The 15,549-nt window shown below is 56.1% G+C and carries 11 protein-coding genes and 2 pseudogenes; 6 read left to right on the forward strand and 7 right to left on the reverse strand.

Annotation, left to right across the window (positions count from 1 at the left end):
- Positions 1-53: 53 nt before the first annotated feature.
- Positions 54-2,907 (reverse strand): annotated as a pseudogene (gene glnE, locus JNO11_RS16235) (bifunctional [glutamate--ammonia ligase]-adenylyl-L-tyrosine phosphorylase/[glutamate--ammonia-ligase] adenylyltransferase).
- 33 nt (positions 2,908-2,940) lie between these two features.
- Positions 2,941-4,251 carry an inorganic triphosphatase gene (locus JNO11_RS16240; protein WP_033769845.1) on the reverse strand — a complete coding sequence of 437 codons (1,311 nt, stop codon included), beginning with the start codon at positions 4,249-4,251 and terminating at the stop codon, positions 2,941-2,943.
- Positions 4,252-4,523: 272 nt separating this feature from the next.
- Between JNO11_RS16240 and JNO11_RS16245 the strand changes: the two genes are divergently transcribed.
- A complete protein-coding gene (locus JNO11_RS16245; RefSeq protein WP_008925741.1) occupies positions 4,524-5,144 on the forward strand; it encodes a TIGR04211 family SH3 domain-containing protein in 621 nt (206 codons plus the stop codon).
- A 159-nt stretch (positions 5,145-5,303) separates the two neighbouring features.
- The gene (locus JNO11_RS16250; RefSeq protein ID WP_325177495.1) at positions 5,304-6,536 is read left to right on the forward strand and encodes a multifunctional CCA addition/repair protein; all 1,233 of its coding nucleotides are present in this window, start codon (positions 5,304-5,306) and stop codon (positions 6,534-6,536) included.
- Positions 6,537-6,551: 15 nt separating this feature from the next.
- On the opposite strand, the gene bacA is transcribed toward JNO11_RS16250, so the two are convergent.
- Together bacA and folB are read right to left on the reverse strand one after the other, a co-directional pair.
- Positions 6,552-7,370, reverse strand: coding sequence for an undecaprenyl-diphosphate phosphatase (bacA, locus tag JNO11_RS16255; RefSeq protein WP_010671134.1), 819 nt, complete (start codon positions 7,368-7,370; stop codon positions 6,552-6,554).
- Positions 7,371-7,561: 191 nt separating this feature from the next.
- Positions 7,562-7,921 carry a bifunctional dihydroneopterin aldolase/7,8-dihydroneopterin epimerase gene (gene folB, locus JNO11_RS16260; protein WP_010249061.1) on the reverse strand — a complete coding sequence of 120 codons (360 nt, stop codon included), beginning with the start codon at positions 7,919-7,921 and terminating at the stop codon, positions 7,562-7,564.
- Between the two features lie 108 nt (positions 7,922-8,029).
- On the opposite strand from folB, the gene plsY reads away from it, so the two are divergent.
- On the forward strand, positions 8,030-8,635 hold the full coding sequence (plsY, locus tag JNO11_RS16265) for a glycerol-3-phosphate 1-O-acyltransferase PlsY (protein ID WP_010249063.1): 606 nt from the start codon (positions 8,030-8,032) through the stop codon (positions 8,633-8,635).
- 29 nt (positions 8,636-8,664) lie between these two features.
- Here plsY and tsaD read toward each other — a convergent pair whose 3' ends face one another.
- The gene (tsaD, locus tag JNO11_RS16270; protein ID WP_010249066.1) at positions 8,665-9,678 is read right to left on the reverse strand and encodes a tRNA (adenosine(37)-N6)-threonylcarbamoyltransferase complex transferase subunit TsaD; all 1,014 of its coding nucleotides are present in this window, start codon (positions 9,676-9,678) and stop codon (positions 8,665-8,667) included.
- Positions 9,679-9,958: 280 nt separating this feature from the next.
- Between tsaD and rpsU the strand changes: the two genes are divergently transcribed.
- The 3 genes and pseudogenes from rpsU (at position 9,959) to rpoD (ending at position 14,323) form a co-directional block, all read left to right on the forward strand.
- On the forward strand, positions 9,959-10,174 hold the full coding sequence (rpsU, locus tag JNO11_RS16275) for a 30S ribosomal protein S21 (protein WP_001144069.1): 216 nt from the start codon (positions 9,959-9,961) through the stop codon (positions 10,172-10,174).
- 118 nt (positions 10,175-10,292) lie between these two features.
- The gene (dnaG, locus tag JNO11_RS16280; RefSeq protein WP_052271461.1) at positions 10,293-12,038 is read left to right on the forward strand and encodes a DNA primase; all 1,746 of its coding nucleotides are present in this window, start codon (positions 10,293-10,295) and stop codon (positions 12,036-12,038) included.
- A gap of 442 nt (positions 12,039-12,480) precedes the next feature.
- Positions 12,481-14,323, forward strand: a pseudogene (gene rpoD / locus JNO11_RS16285) (RNA polymerase sigma factor RpoD).
- A gap of 75 nt (positions 14,324-14,398) precedes the next feature.
- Here rpoD and mug read toward each other — a convergent pair.
- The gene (gene mug, locus JNO11_RS16290; RefSeq protein ID WP_033769837.1) at positions 14,399-14,917 is read right to left on the reverse strand and encodes a G/U mismatch-specific DNA glycosylase; all 519 of its coding nucleotides are present in this window, start codon (positions 14,915-14,917) and stop codon (positions 14,399-14,401) included.
- The gene (locus JNO11_RS16295; protein WP_250327822.1) at positions 14,914-15,498 is read right to left on the reverse strand and encodes a TetR/AcrR family transcriptional regulator; all 585 of its coding nucleotides are present in this window, start codon (positions 15,496-15,498) and stop codon (positions 14,914-14,916) included. The genes mug and JNO11_RS16295 overlap by 4 nt, the downstream gene beginning before the upstream one ends.
- Between the last annotated feature and the right edge of the window lie 51 nt (positions 15,499-15,549).

The raw sequence follows: 15,549 nt of genomic DNA on the forward strand, positions 1-15,549 counted from the left end.
GCATTAAAAATAGTGCGCGGATGATAGCACAGTTGCGATTTGTGCTATCAGCATCACGCCAGGATAGACGCAGGCGTTATCAGCCAGCGCTGCCAGCTGCTCAGAACCGTCTGCCGCTCCGCTGCATAGGCCTCTGGCTCAACGTGGCCGGGCTGTTCCTGCAGGGCGCGATGGTGCAATGCGTCGCGCAGCGTCACATAAGCCTGCGTCAGCGCCTGTGCTTCATCGGCGGGCATTTTATGGTACTTCGCCATCAGCTCGAAAATGCGCACATTGTCAGACCAGCGCGTCAGTTCAGGCTGCTCAGCGGCGTAGCGTAAGACAAGATATTGGGCGATGAATTCAATATCGGTGATGCCGCCCGCGTCGGCTTTAATATCCCAGCGACCTTTATGTTTGTTGCTGAGGTGAGCGCGCATTTTTTCACGCATCTCACGTACTTCAGTTTGCAGCGCTTCGGCGGCACGTGGCAGCGACAGAATCGCCTGACGAATCACGCTGAAACGTTCACCCAGTGCCGCCTCGCCAAAGACGACGCGTGCCCGGACCAGCGCCTGATGCTCCCAGGTCCAGGCTTCACTGCGCTGATACTCTTCAAAGGCCTCAAAGGTACTGACCAGCATACCCGCCGCGCCCGAAGGGCGCAGGCGCGCATCCACTTCGTAGAGAATGCCGGAGGAGGTGCGGGTACTGAAAAGATGCATGATGCGCTGGGCGAGGCGCAGATAGAACTGACGGCCATCGATGCTGCGCTCCCCTTCTGTCACCGCGTCTGCCGGGCAGTCATGCAGGAACACCAAATCGAGGTCAGAACTGTAACCCAGCTCCCAGCCCCCCCAGTTTGCCGTAGCCCAGTACGGCAAAACCGCGTTCATGTTCATTACTCAGATGCGAAGGACGGCCGTAACGCTGCACCATCATATTCCACGCCTGGCGCACCACAGATTCGATAATCGCTTCTGCCAGCCAGGTGAGATGATCGCTGACTTTCATCACCGGCAGCGTTCCGGCGATGTCGGCGGCAGCAATACGCAGATGCTGTGCCTGCTTAAACTGCCGCACCGCTTCCAGCTGCTGCTCTTCGTCCTCGGTAGGGATGCGCAGCAGATATTGTCGCAGCTCATCGCGATAGGCATCGGTGGCGGTTGGCTGATAGAGCGTGGCGGGATCGAGCAGTTCATCCAGCAATAAGGGATGACGCGCCAGCTGGCTGGCTATCATCGGTGAGGCGGCGCACAGGCGAATTAAGTGGCGCAGCGCACCGTGATATTCGGTCAGCAGTTCCAGATAGGTGCTGCGGGTCAGTACGCCGATCAGCAGCGGCGTCAGGCGGCCGAGCGTCACCGCCGCATCTTCACGCGGGCAGACTTCGCTCAGCAGACGCGGCATCAGCTGGTCCAGCGCCTGACGGCCACGCGGGCCGATGGTGCGCCGGTTGATATCCTGACGAAACGCCTCCAGCGTCTGGTGCAGCGTAAGCCGCTGCTCGTCACTGAGCTGCGGCACCAGCGGCGCCAGTTCGCTATCCTCCAGCTGGTCCTGCCACAGCACCTGAAACTCTGACAGCTCACGCTGATCGCCAATCTCAGGGGTATCTTCGCCAATCAGCTCGTCGAAGATAGCGCGCACCGCCGCCATCTGGCCGTCGAGCCGGGTCATCAGAGCAGGCCAGTCGGCACAATCCATCGCCCACGCCAGCCGGACGCGATGCAGTTCATCCTCTGGCAGGGTCTGGGTCTGCTCGTCGCCCAGGCTTTGCAGCAGATTCTCCAGCCGCCGCAGGAACAGGTAGGCAACACGCAACGCATCGACCTGTTCCGCGGGCAGCAGGGCCAGGGTTTTGATCGCCTCCAGCGTCGGCAGCAGTGAGCGCAGCTGTAACGAGCGCTCACGCCCGCCGCGAATCAGCTGGAATACCTGCACGATAAATTCGGTTTCACGGATGCCGCCCGCACCCAGTTTGATATTGTTTTTCAGCCCGCGTCGCCGCACTTCGCGGCTGATCATCCCTTTCATGTTACGCAGCGACTGGATCACGCTGAAGTCGATGTAGCGGCGGTAAACGAATGGCCGCAGCATCTGCTGCAGCTCCAGGCTCCAGCGATCGTGGTCATCACCCATCAGCCGCGCCTTGACCATGGCGTAACGCTCCCAGTCGCGTCCCTGCTCCTGGTAATAATCTTCCAGCGCGGCAAAGCTCATCACCAGCGGGCCGCTGTCGCCAAACGGGCGCAACCGCATATCCACCCGATAGACAAAGCCATCCATGGTGGGTTGGTCCAGCACTTTGATCAGCCGCTGTCCCATGCGAGTAAAGAACTGAGCGTTGTCGAGTTCACGCCGTCCGCCACGCGTTGTGCCGTTTTCCGGCCAGGCAAAGATCAGGTCAATATCAGAAGAAAAATTGAGTTCGCCGCCGCCCAGCTTGCCCATGCCCAGAATCAGCATCGGCTGCGCGTCGCCGTCCGCATTACAGGGCGTACCAAAATCACGACAGCAATCCTGATAAACCCAGTCACGCGCCCGGCTGATCAGCATTTCGGCTAATGCGCTGAGCTGTTGCAGGCTCTGTTCGGTTGTAGCGTGCTGCAGAGACTGCATCCAGGCGATGCGTACCAGCATACGGCGACGAAACAGCCGCAGTTCACGCATCAGGCTCGCTTCACTGTCGATGCCGCTAAGCGCCTGATTGAGCCACGCAGAGTAGTGTTGCCACTCATCAGGCTGCGGCGGCTGGTTGAGCATCGCCTGCCACCAGTCGGGATGTTGTTGCAGGTTTTCCAGCACAAAATCGCTGAAAGCCAGTCCGGCAGCCTGCTCCGGGCTTAACGAAGCCAGCGGAACCCCAATCTGTCGGGCGGCCTCTTCGGCCTGGTCGCGTAGCAACGCGGGAAGTGCTGACAACATAACTCCCTCCTTGATGGCGTGACGGAATGTCCTTTAGCGGCCAGCGCCGCTGGTGAGCCAGAACGGAGGCTGTTTCAGCGCCTGCATCGCCAGCCAGGCTAACCCGGACGTCTGTTTTTCATGAATTGCCGACAGCAGCTGTTGCCACGGGTCGAGCCAGCTGACGACCGCCTCAGACGGATAGAATCCCGCCAGCAGGTGGACGGTAAGCAATTGACGCGCCAGACGGGTAGCTTTGTCCTGATACTCGTTGGGTTGTTTTACCGTGATGAACGTTTCTCTCAGATCGGCGTTGACGCGGCTCAGCATAATGTCGCTGAAGCGTTTATAGGACCCCTGCAGCTTGGCTTCCCCTTTGGCATCGATCCACTGACGCCACTGAGATTCAGCCAGCCAGTGTGTCAGCGCCAGCTGCGTCTCAACCGAGAGGGAAGATAAGCAGAAAGTGGCAGCATCCTGCTCTTCATTCACCAGCGTCTCTTCCAGCGTGGTCAGCTGCTGACGCAGCGCACTGCTGGCTTTACGCGGCACCAGCGCACCAAACAGGCTGAACGCCTGACGCAGCAGATCCAGCGCTTCGCGCACCGCATCCTGGGCCGCCGCATTGCCGCGCAGCCAGACTTCTTCATGATATTGCCAGTGATGAAGTCCTGCCGACATCGCGGCCACCATGCCCTGCTCTACGGTGGCTTTGGCGCCCGCTTTCAGCAGCGGGAAAGGCTGTATCTGGCGCGGCGGATTACCCTGCGCCAGCTGATAGCCGCGGGCGGCTTTGCTCAGGCTGCCCATACGCAGACCACCCAGCGCCACCAGCTGCTGTGCGAAGGCCAGCAGATCCTGGCGTTCGCCACGTTTCAGCTCCAGCTCGATCTCGCACAGCGGTTCGCTGAGATCACCTGCCGTGACCTCGCCCTGATCAAACGCCACTTCAATTTCACTGTTGCCTGTGGTGATCAGCCAGATCTCGCGCTGGAAATGGGTGGTGAACAGGGGCTGCAAGCGCGGCTGCAACGCCGCGACATCGGTGCCCTGCGGCCAGATCTCTGCCGGCAGGCGTGCAATGTCCAGAACCGGTTCGCTGAGCTCAACGTTGTATTCCGGGCGCTGATGCAGTCCGCCGAGCGTCTGCCCCGCCGCTTTCAGCGTCATTTCATAACGCTGGTCAACGCCGCGGATACGCAATCCCATATTCCAGCGTCGTAGCTGGTTGTCGTCGGTTTCAAAGTAGATGTTGGTCAGCTCGCGAGCAGCCTGATGCTGATGCGGCAGAGTGGAGAGCAGTTCAGCCAGTTTCCCGGCCGCCTGTGGAGTTGCAATGAACTTTAGTTCGATTTCGATGGTCATAATTTTTTATTCACTACGCCGCTGGCACTTAAGAGGGTGTTTCCTGCATATTTCAGGCGATTATCAGCAGGTTACTCAAGCTGTCGCCTGGAGGGCAAGGGGTTATCAGGCGAAGATTAATGCACAGAAGCCGCGCTGTCTCTGCTTTCTTTGCTCTTTCGCAGACCTTTTCGCACTCTCATGAGACCAGGATAGTTCTCATTCAGATTTATGCGAGGCCTCTCCAGACTGTGCCGGTAAATTTTTAGTCAGACTAAGCCAAACGAAATCGAATGAAAAAAATTACTCTCGCTGGACTCACTTTGCTGGCCCTTAGCACCCTTGCACCTGCCCATGCCGACGAAAAACGCTATGTTTCTGATGAACTTTCAACCTGGGTTCGCAGCGGACCGGGCGATCAGTTTCGCCTGCTCGGTAAGCTGAACGCCGGGGAAGAGGTGCAGCTGTTACAGACCAACAATGACACGCATTATGGCCAGATCCGTGATTCGGAAGGCCGCACCACCTGGATCCCCCTGTCGCAGCTCAGTGCTAATCCGAGCCTGCGCACCCGGGTGCCTCAGCTTGAGCAGCAGGTGAAAGATCTGACTGCCAAACTGGATAACATCGACAACAGCTGGAACCAGCGCACGGCTGAAATGCAGAACAAAGTCGCCAGCAGCGACGGCGTTATCAACGGGCTGAAAGGCGAGAATCAGAAGCTGAAAAATGAGCTGATCGTCGCGCAGAAGAAAGTCAGCGCCGCTAACGTTCAGCTGGATGATAAGCAGCGCACCATCATCATGCAGTGGTTTATGTATGGCGGCGGCGTGCTGGGCGTCGGCCTGCTGCTGGGCCTGTTACTGCCGCACATGCTGCCGCGCCGTAAGAAAAGCGATCGCTGGATGAACTGACACCATTTAGCCGGATTTGAGCAGGGGATCGCAGGATCCCCTTTTTTGGCATGTCTGCAATCCGGGGAATCTGTGCAACAATAAAATGATATGCACCGCTGATTTCAGGCGCGGGACGCGCCCGGCGTGCAGGTCATTTCTTTTTCTCTGGAGTTTTGCGTGAAGACGTTTCTTGTTGGCGGTGCGGTGCGTGATACGCTGCTGAATCTGCCGGTTACAGACAAAGATTGGGTGGTGACAGGTTCCACGCCCGAAGCCATGCTTGAGCAGGGCTATCACCAGGTCGGTCGCGATTTTCCCGTTTTCCTGCATCCCGTCAGTCGCGAAGAGTATGCGCTGGCACGTACCGAGCGGAAAAACGGGAAAGGCTACACCGGTTTTGTCACCTGGTCCGCGCCCGACGTGACGCTGGAGCAGGACTTACAACGCCGCGATCTGACCATCAATGCGATTGCGCAGGATGAAAACGGTGAGCTGGTCGATCCTTATAATGGCCAGCGTGATATTGCCCTGCGCCTGCTGCGTCACGTCTCTGACGCCTTCAGTGAAGATCCGCTGCGGGTACTGCGCGTTGCGCGCTTTGCGGCGCGTTTTGCCCATCTCAACTTTCGTATTGCCCCCGAAACCCAGCAGCTGATGCAGCAGATGGCCGAAAGCGGCGAGCTGTCGAATCTCACTGCTGAGCGAGTGTGGAAAGAGACTGAAAAGGCGCTGAGTTCCCGTAATCCGCAGGTCTATTTTCAGGTCCTGCGCGACTGCGGTGCGTTGCAGGTGCTGTTTCCTGAGCTGGATAATCTGTTTGGTATTCCTGCGCCGATTAAGTGGCACCCGGAAATCGATACCGGCGTCCATACGCTGATGACACTGGCGATGGCCGCCGCCCTTTCCAGTGAGATCGAGGTGCGCTTCGCCACGCTGTTCCATGACGTCGGCAAGGCGCTGACGCCGCCTGAGTTGTGGCCCAGCCACCACGGTCATGGCCTGGCCGGCGTTCCCCTGGTCGGGGCGCTGTGCCAGCGACTGCGGGTGCCAAATGCGATTCGCGATCTGGCGCTGATTGTGACCGAATTTCACGACGTGGTGCACACCATTGAACGGCAATCTGCCGCGTCGCTGGTAGCACTGTTTGACCGAATCGATGCCTGGCGTAAGCCACAGCGCGTTGAGCAGATGGCGCTGACCAGTGAAGCGGATGCGCGCGGGCGAGCCGGACTGGAGAGCATGCCTTATCCGCAGGGTGACTATCTGCGTCGTGCTTTTGCGCTGGCGCAGGCGGTGCCGACCAAAGCGGTGGTCGAAGCGGGATTTAAAGGTGCAGAAGTGCGGGAAGAGTTGACGCGACGACGGATTGACGCCGTCGCGCAGGGTCTGGCGATTACGCAGCCTGACTAGCAGGCTGCGTGGGCTTTACATGAAGACCATGTAAACCGCGGCTGCCACAATAAAGCGGTAGATCGCGAACGAAACAAATGAGATGCGTTTGATCAGCTGAAGGAAGGCTTTAATCGCAATCAGCGCCACGATAAACGCCGTGACAAAGCCCACCGCGAACATCGGGAAATCCGCCATCGTCAGGAAGCCGATGCTCTTGTACAAATCCAGTACGGTTGCACCCATCATCATTGGCACTGCCAGGATGAAGGAGAACTCCGACGCGGCATAGCGGCTCACGCCCATCAGCATGCCACCGGAGATGGTTGCACCGGAACGTGAGAAGCCCGGCCACAGCGCTAAGCACTGGAAACAGCCAATCATCAACGCCTGACGATAGGTAATATCATCGACGCCCACCGCTTTCGGCTGTTTTGGCTTAAGGTACTCAGCTGCCAGCAGCAGCACACCCCCTACCACCAGGGCGTACATCACGTTGATCGGATTAAACAGCGTTTTGATCTGATCGTGCAGCACCAGACCCACGACCACCGCCGGTACCATACCCAGCAGGATATGGATCAGCGACAGACGGCCAGTGCCGACGCCTTCATGTTTGACTTCGCCAAAGTGGATGCCGATCAGGCCAAACAGACGGCGCCAGAACATCACTACTACAGCCAGAATCGATCCTAACTGGATCACAACTTCAAAGGTCTCGGCTTTTTCACCTTCAAAGCCCAGCAGGTGACCCACTATAATCATGTGCCCTGTGGAAGAGACCGGTAAAAATTCGGTCAGCCCTTCCACAACGCCCAGGATTGCAGCTACCCAAAGCTGATGAATATCTGCCATCAAATGTTTCCTCTATCCGTTTCAAAACCATTAAAAAGGCGGTAGCGCGTGGCTATCGCCTGAAATCATGCCGCTATCAGCCTGAATTAAACCTTAAGGTCTACACCATTTCGCCTGCTGTAACGAAACGGTACACGCTATGACAGACAGTAATTTGGTTTGGTTTCATTGTGATGGCAATCACATCGTATTTATTTAGGAATAGTCCCGCGCTCAATTCGCACGCCAACCTGTGCTGCCTGGGCTACAGCCCCCGGTTTGCTTACCTTTATGCGGACGCCAGGCGAATTGAAACGGTTCATCAACAGATCCGCGATTTCTTCAGCAACCCGTTCAACCAGCGCAAAACGACTGCCGGTAAGATGCGTCAGAATCGCCGAGGAGACATCCGCATAGCTCAGACAATCTTTCACATCGTCGCTGCTGGCCGCCAGACGGTTATCCCAGGCCATTTCGACATCGAGCACCAGCTTCTGCTGTATGCCCTGTTCCCAGTCATAAACGCCAATAGTGGTGAAGACCGTGAGTTGTTCTATAAATACGATATCCATGATGAGAGTCTCTGTTTTTGGCTAAGCCGGATACCACTTCCGGCTGATTATGCGTATTATCCACGGTTAAAGAGATCAAAACGACCCTAAAGGGAACGGTACGGTGTTATGAGTGCTTTCGCGCTTGGTATGATTATTTTCGCGTATCTTTGCGGTTCGATTTCCAGTGCGATTCTGGTTTGCAAACTCGCTGGCCTGCCCGATCCGCGCACACACGGTTCCGGTAATCCGGGTGCCACCAACGTACTGCGTCTGGGCGGTAAAACCGCAGCAGCCAGCGTATTAGTGTTTGATGTGCTGAAAGGGATGGTGCCGGTCTGGCTGGCCTATCTGATGCACGTGACTCCGCTCTATCTCGGCCTGACCGCCATCGCCGCCTGTCTGGGTCATATCTATCCGGTGTTCTTTCACTTTCGCGGTGGCAAGGGTGTGGCGACGGCATTTGGCGCGATTGCGCCGATTGGCTGGGACTTAACCGGGCTGGTTACCGGCACCTGGCTGTTAACGGTCTTACTCAGTGGCTATTCCTCGCTGGGTGCCATCGTCAGCGCACTGATCGCGCCTTTTTATGTCTGGTGGTTCAAACCGCAGTTCACCTTCCCGGTTTCTATGCTCTCCTGTCTGATCCTGCTGCGTCATCACGACAATATTCAGCGGCTGTGGCGGGGTCAGGAAGGCAAGATCTGGAAGCGCAAAAAGAAATCTCAGCCATAAAAAAAGCCGGTAAGCCGGCTTTTTTCACATCAGATGGCGGGCAGTTCCGCCAGCGGCCAGCGCGGTCGCACGCTGACGCTTAACTCTCCCCGCGTTCCGCCTTTTAACCGCACCATGCCCGCATACGCGATCATCGCACCGTTATCGGTACAGAACTCCGGGCGGGCGTAGAACACTTCGCCGCCGCGCTTTTGCATCATGATCGCCATCTGCTCGCGCAGTGTGCGGTTAGCGCTGACGCCACCGGCAATCACCAGACGCTTAAAGCCGGTCTGATCCAGCGCACGCTTACATTTGATCGACAGCGTATCCACCACCGCATCTTCAAAGGCGCGGGCGATGTCAGCACGGGTCTGAGCGTCATCATCATTGGCGCGGATGGTATTAGCGGCAAAGGTTTTCAGGCCGGAGAAGCTGAAATCCAGGCCCGGACGATCTGTCATCGGACGCGGGAAGGTAAAACGTCCCGCCGTGCCCTGCTGCGCCATCTTCGACAGCATTGGCCCGCCCGGATAATCCAGCCCAAGCAGCTTGGCCGTTTTGTCGAACGCTTCACCCGCCGCATCATCGATCGATTCACCCAGCAGCGCGTATTCACCAATGCCGGTGACGCTAATCAGCTGCGTATGTCCGCCCGACACCAGGAGTGCAACAAATGGAAATTCCGGCGGATTCTCTTCCAGCATCGGCGCCAGCAGGTGGCCTTCCATATGGTGGACCGGCACGGCGGGGACTTTCCAGGCAAACGCCAGGGCGCGGCCAATGGTGGCACCAACCAGCAGCGCACCGACCAGTCCAGGGCCTGCCGTGTAAGCCACCGCGTCGATCTGCTGCGGCTCCAGACCGGCCTCTTTCAGCGCAGCCTGAATCAACGGCACGGTTTTACGCACGTGATCACGTGAGGCCAGTTCCGGCACCACACCGCCATAATCGGCGTGCAGTTTTACCTGGCTGTAGAGTTGGTTAGCCAGTAATCCGGCCTCGTCATCATAGATTGCGATGCCGGTTTCATCGCACGACGTTTCAATACCCAGAATTCGCATTGCATCACCTCATTCTTGCGGCGCGCAGTTTATCACAGCAATTGGATGTGCAGCGCAGGCATCCACCGTAAAAAAGTCATTTTCTGTCGGCTAAAGAGTGCGCTATACTCCCGCCCCTGGAAAAACCGGCAGCCGCACAGGCAAACGCTCCTGTTGGTTTCAAATTATCCATGGTGCTTTACAAACCAACTTGAGTTGGAGTAAAATGCTGCACCATTTTGAAATGTGCTGGCGCCGCAGTCAGCAGCAAAAAACCGAATTTTATCGAGGTGAGAGTTACATGCCGGTAATTAAAGTACGTGAAAACGAGCCATTTGACGTAGCACTGCGTCGCTTCAAGCGTTCATGCGAGAAAGCAGGCGTTCTGGCTGAAGTTCGTCGTCGTGAGTTCTATGAAAAACCGACTACCGAACGTAAGCGCGCTAAAGCGTCAGCAGTTAAGCGTCACGCCAAGAAACTGGCTCGCGAAAACGCACGCCGCACTCGTCTGTACTAAGTCGTTCCGGAGGTCCGCCTCCACCGCGTGATTCACGCAGACAGAGTCAAGTAAAAGGCCGTGCTTTCCGAAAGGAAGCGCGGCTTGTTGCCGTTTATGAGCTGAAAATCTGGGGCGTATGGCTGGACGAATTCCACGCGTATTTATCAATGATTTACTTGCCCGCACGGATATCGTGGATCTTATCGATGCCCGCGTTAAGCTGAAAAAGCAGGGTAAGAATTTCCATGCGTGCTGTCCTTTCCATAATGAAAAAACGCCCTCTTTCACCGTAAACGGCGAAAAGCAGTTCTATCACTGTTTCGGCTGTGGTGCACACGGCAACGCTATCGACTTTTTAATGAACTTTGATCGTCTGGAGTTTGTGGAAAGTATTGAAGAGTTAGCCACTTCCCACGGTTTAGACGTGCCTTACGAAGCAGGCAGCGGGCCTAGCCAGATGGAACGCCATCAGCGCCAGAGCCTGTATCAGCTGATGGAGAACCTGAACGGTTTTTATCAGCAGGGTCTGCAGCAATCCAGTGCGCAGCCAGCACGCGACTATCTTGATCGTCGTGGTCTGAGCGCCGAAATCATCAATCACTTCGCCATAGGTTACGCGCCAGCCGGCTGGGATAACGTTCTCAAGCGTTTTGGTAAGCAATCGGAAGATCGCGAGTCATTGATGGAAGCGGGCATGCTGGTCAGCAATGACAAAGGCCGAACTTATGACCGGTTTCGCGACCGCGTCATGTTTCCGATTCGCGATAAGCGTGGACGCGTCATAGGTTTTGGCGGACGCGTGCTGGGTAACGATACGCCGAAGTATCTGAACTCGCCGGAAACACCTATTTTCCATAAAGGCCGCCAGCTCTATGGCCTTTATGAAGCCGTTAAGAACCATCCTGAACCCGCCCGCCTGTTAGTGGTTGAGGGATACATGGACGTGGTTGCGCTGGCTCAGTACGGGATAGATTATGCCGTCGCGTCATTAGGCACCTCCACCACTGCTGAACACATTCAGTTGCTGTTTCGCAGTACCGACACCGTGATCTGCTGTTACGACGGCGACAGGGCTGGTCGTGAAGCGGCATGGCGTGCGCTTGAAACCGCATTGCCTTACATGAATGATGGTCGTCAGCTACGCTTTATGTTTTTACCCGATGGTGAAGACCCGGATACGCTGGTACGCAAAGAGGGTAAAGACGCCTTCGAAGCGAGGATGGAGCAGGCGATGCCGCTCTCTTCGTTTTTATTTGATAGTCTGCTGCCGCAGGTGGATCTGAGCTCACGCGACGGAAAAGCGCGCCTGAGCACGCTGGCTTTACCGCTGATTACGCAGATCCCTGGTGAGACCTTACGTATTTATATGCGTCAGGAACTGGGGAATAAGCTGGGTATTCTTGACGACAATCAGCTTGAAAAGCTGATGCCGAAGCTGGCCGCAAACGGAACGACGCCGGTAGCGCCACCGCTGAAGCGTACCACTATGCGCGTGCTGATCGCGTTGCTGATTCAGAGTCCGCAGCTGGCCACCCTGGTGCCTTCGCTTGATGGGCTGTCTGAGTCAAAAATGCCGGGTTTACCGCTATTTATTGAATTAGTGGGCCGTTGTAATGAGAATCCTGGATTGACCACCGGTCAGCTACTAGAGTTATATCGCGGAACAAATTTTAGTCAGACGCTTGAAACACTGGCGATCTGGAACCACATGATAGTAGATGAGGAAGCCGAAGCGGTGTTTCAGGACTCGCTGGCCAGCATCTACGACTCTGCTCTTGAAGAGCGCCTGGAGTTTTTGATTGCGCGTGAACGCACCCAGGGACTGAGCGCCGATGAGCGCCGGGAACTCTGGACTCTCAGTCAGGCGTTTGCCAGAAAGTAACTGTTTTCAGCACGCTGCCCATTCTGACAGATGAAAGGGCAGATTGCCTGTTTTAGTGCTGCTGACACCCGTTTCGATACCGTGAACAGTCCGGGACCGAAATAGTCCGCAGTACCAGGTTTAAAGGCCTCTGGCGTAGAGCCAGGCCCGCAGCACATAGTTTTAAGGCCGCAGGCGTCGAAGCCAGTCTGGTCACCGCCAGCGCACAGCTTCCGGAGCGTACTGAAGTACGTGAGGAAAGCGAGCACTGCCGGGGAGCAGAATGGCGAGTAAGCCAGGCCCTTAGCACAGAGTTTATACAAGCGGCTTAAGTGCCGATTACTGATGGGCAAAGCCCACGCCGCGACGAAGGCAGCGGCAAGAATTAAATGCCTTTACTGCTATTGTTGGCTCGCTGCCGACCGACACCAATCTAATTTAACAGAAGTGTGGATACCGTCTTATGGAGCAAAACCCGCAGTCACAGCTCAAGCTTCTTGTCACCCGTGGTAAGGAGCAAGGCTATCTGACCTATGCTGAGGTCAATGACCATCTGCCGGAAGATATCGTCGACTCAGATCAGATCGAAGACATCATCCAGATGATTAACGACATGGGTATTCAGGTGGTTGAAGAAGCCCCGGATGCCGACGATCTGATGCTGAACGAAAACAGCTCCGATACTGACGAAGATGCCGCGGAAAGCTGCCGCTCAGGTGTTATCCAGCGTTGAATCTGAAATCGGGCGTACCACTGACCCGGTCCGCATGTATATGCGTGAAATGGGTACCGTTGAACTGCTGACGCGCGAAGGCGAAATTGACATTGCTAAGCGTATTGAAGACGGTATCAACCAGGTTCAGTGTTCTGTAGCCGAATACCCTGAAGCGATTACGTATCTTCTGGATCAGTACGACAAAGTTGAAGCAGGCGAATCACGCCTCTCCGATCTGATCACCGGTTTCGTCGATCCTAACGCAGAAGAAGATATCGCCCCAACGGCAACGCACGTGGGCTCTGAACTTTCTGAAGCCGATCGTAAGGACGATGAAGAAGAAGATGAGGAGGATGATGACAGCTCCGACGACGATAACTCAATCGATCCGGAACTGGCGCGTGAGAAGTTTTCTGACCTGCGTAAGCAGTATGAAACTACCCGCGCAGTGATTAAAAGCAAAGGTCGCAGTCATGCTGCCGCCGTTGCTGAAATCCAGAACCTCTCTGATGTCTTCAAGCAGTTCCGCCTGGTACCGAAGCAGTTCGATTACCTGGTAGGCAGCATGCGCACCATGATGGAACGCGTTCGTACGCAGGAACGTCTGATCATGAAGCTCTGTATTGAGCTGTGCAAAATGCCGAAGAAAAACTTTATCACGCTGTTTACCGGCAACGAAACCAATGAAACCTGGTTCAAAGCTGCTCTGGCCATGAACAAGCCGTGGTCTGAAAAACTGCTGGAAGTGCAGGACGACGTGACACGTTCCCTGCAGAAACTGGCGCAGGTTGAAGAAGAGACCGGTCTGACCATTGAACAGGTCAAAGACATTAACCGTCGCATGTCGATCGGTGAAGCCAAAGCACGTCGCGCCAAGAAAGAGATGGTGGAAGCTAACCTGCGTCTGGTTATTTCGATTGCCAAGAAATATACCAACCGCGGTCTGCAGTTCCTTGACCTGATTCAGGAAGGTAATATCGGCCTGATGAAAGCGGTAGATAAGTTTGAGTATCGCCGTGGTTACAAGTTCTCGACCTATGCGACCTGGTGGATCCGTCAGGCTATCACTCGCTCTATCGCCGACCAGGCGCGTACCATCCGTATTCCGGTGCATATGATTGAGACCATTAACAAGCTCAACCGTATTTCACGCCAGATGCTGCAGGAGATGGGCCGCGAACCTACGCCGGAAGAGCTGGCTGAACGTATGCTGATGCCAGAAGATAAAATCCGCAAGGTGCTGAAAATCGCTAAAGAGCCGATCTCTATGGAGACGCCGATTGGTGATGATGAAGATTCACATCTGGGCGATTTTATCGAAGACACCACGCTGGAGCTGCCGCTGGATTCTGCTACCTCAGAGAGCCTGCGTTCTGCTACCCATGACGTGCTGGCTGGCCTGACCGCGCGCGAAGCGAAAGTGCTGCGCATGCGTTTCGGTATCGATATGAACACTGACCATACGCTGGAAGAAGTGGGCAAACAGTTCGACGTTACGCGTGAGCGTATTCGTCAGATTGAAGCCAAAGCTCTGCGTAAACTGCGCCATCCGAGCCGTTCGGAAGTGCTGCGCAGCTTCCTCGACGATTAAGTCAGACAAAAACCCCGGTTCGCCGGGGTTTTTTTATGCCTGCCTGTTACTGCCTCTGCCCTGCCCTGCGCAGATTCATTCGCTCCCCGCATGCAGTTCCACATAGAGCTGACGATACGCCTCTACCATCTCGTCCAGAGATGCGCGATTAAGGCCGCTGGGATTCGGCAACACCCACACCTGCGTTTTCCCCATACATATCGGCTGTTTGCCCCATTCGACTTTGTTCTGCTTAAAAGCACGACGAAACGCATCCTTACCCAGGATAGCCAGCGCAGCCGGCTGGTAATCCAGTACCTTTTCCATCAGCCGTTTGCCGCCATCGCGCAGCTCATCAGGCGCTAATTCACTCGCCTGCACCGTGGGCCGCTCAACCAGCATGGTGATGCCGCAGCCGGTCTCCGTTAAGCGCTGCTCCTCTTCCGGCTTCAGTTGCTGCTGGGTGAATCCCGCCAGATGGATGACTTTCCAGAACCGGTTGCCGGGATGCGCGAAGTGGAACCCCTGATGGGCGGTTGACTGACCCGGGTTAATGCCACAGAACAGCACATCAAGACCGGAACTGATGATGTCGCGGATAGCGTGTTCACTCATGCCGCCACCTCCAGCGTACGCTGCTTCAGCGCATCGCGGCTGCGTTGCAGCATCTGGCTGGCCTGCTCTGCATCCGGACAGGCTCGCGCCAGCGCCAGCGCACCAACCATCTCTGCGAGCATGCTGGAGGCCAGCGCTTCCGCATCCGGCAACTCCAACTCACGTAATATCTGCGCCAGACCGGCATGCATCGCATTAAAGCCCTGTGCGAAGATCTGCCGTGTCGGCTGTGGAAGATGAGCCACTTCACTCACCAGAGCGGCTAATGGACAGCCCTGTGCCGGCGCATTGCGATGCGCCTCGGAAAGATAGCTATCAATAAAATCTGCCAGCTGCTGCGCTGGCTGGGTCACGGACTCCGCGGGCTTTAAGGTATCGGCTTCAGCAAACATATGCTTCAGTACCTCCTCAACCAGCTCCTCGCGTGAGGTAAAATGCGCATAAAAACCGCCATGTGTCAGACCGACCCGCTTCATCAGCGCCGCTACACCAATTCCTTCGGTGCCGGTTTCACGCATCACGCGCGCCGCCTCATCAAGGATACGCCGCCGCGTATGCGCTTTGCTGCTCTGCTTCTCCATCTCATCTCCTGCGGTATCTGCTACGTAGCGTCTGGCTATTATAGTAATTAT

The sequence above is a fragment of the Pantoea sp. 1B4 genome (assembly GCF_016925765.1).
GTDB lineage: Bacteria > Pseudomonadota > Gammaproteobacteria > Enterobacterales > Enterobacteriaceae > Pantoea > Pantoea agglomerans.

What these genes read in the sequence shown, in the direction of transcription:
- JNO11_RS16295 (WP_250327822.1), bottom strand. Translation starts at nt 15,498, where the DNA reads ATGGAGAAGCAGAGCAGCAAAGCGCATACGCGGCGGCGTATCCTTGAT.
- plsY (WP_010249063.1), top strand. Translation starts at nt 8,030, where the DNA reads ATGAGTGCTTTCGCGCTTGGTATGATTATTTTCGCGTATCTTTGCGGT.
- JNO11_RS16245 (WP_008925741.1), top strand. Translation starts at nt 4,524, where the DNA reads ATGAAAAAAATTACTCTCGCTGGACTCACTTTGCTGGCCCTTAGCACC.
- tsaD (WP_010249066.1), bottom strand. Translation starts at nt 9,678, where the DNA reads ATGCGAATTCTGGGTATTGAAACGTCGTGCGATGAAACCGGCATCGCA.
- mug (WP_033769837.1), bottom strand. Translation starts at nt 14,917, where the DNA reads ATGAGTGAACACGCTATCCGCGACATCATCAGTTCCGGTCTTGATGTG.
- folB (WP_010249061.1), bottom strand. Translation starts at nt 7,921, where the DNA reads ATGGATATCGTATTTATAGAACAACTCACGGTCTTCACCACTATTGGC.
- rpsU (WP_001144069.1), top strand. Translation starts at nt 9,959, where the DNA reads ATGCCGGTAATTAAAGTACGTGAAAACGAGCCATTTGACGTAGCACTG.
- dnaG (WP_052271461.1), top strand. Translation starts at nt 10,293, where the DNA reads ATGGCTGGACGAATTCCACGCGTATTTATCAATGATTTACTTGCCCGC.
- bacA (WP_010671134.1), bottom strand. Translation starts at nt 7,370, where the DNA reads ATGGCAGATATTCATCAGCTTTGGGTAGCTGCAATCCTGGGCGTTGTG.
- JNO11_RS16240 (WP_033769845.1), bottom strand. Translation starts at nt 4,251, where the DNA reads ATGACCATCGAAATCGAACTAAAGTTCATTGCAACTCCACAGGCGGCC.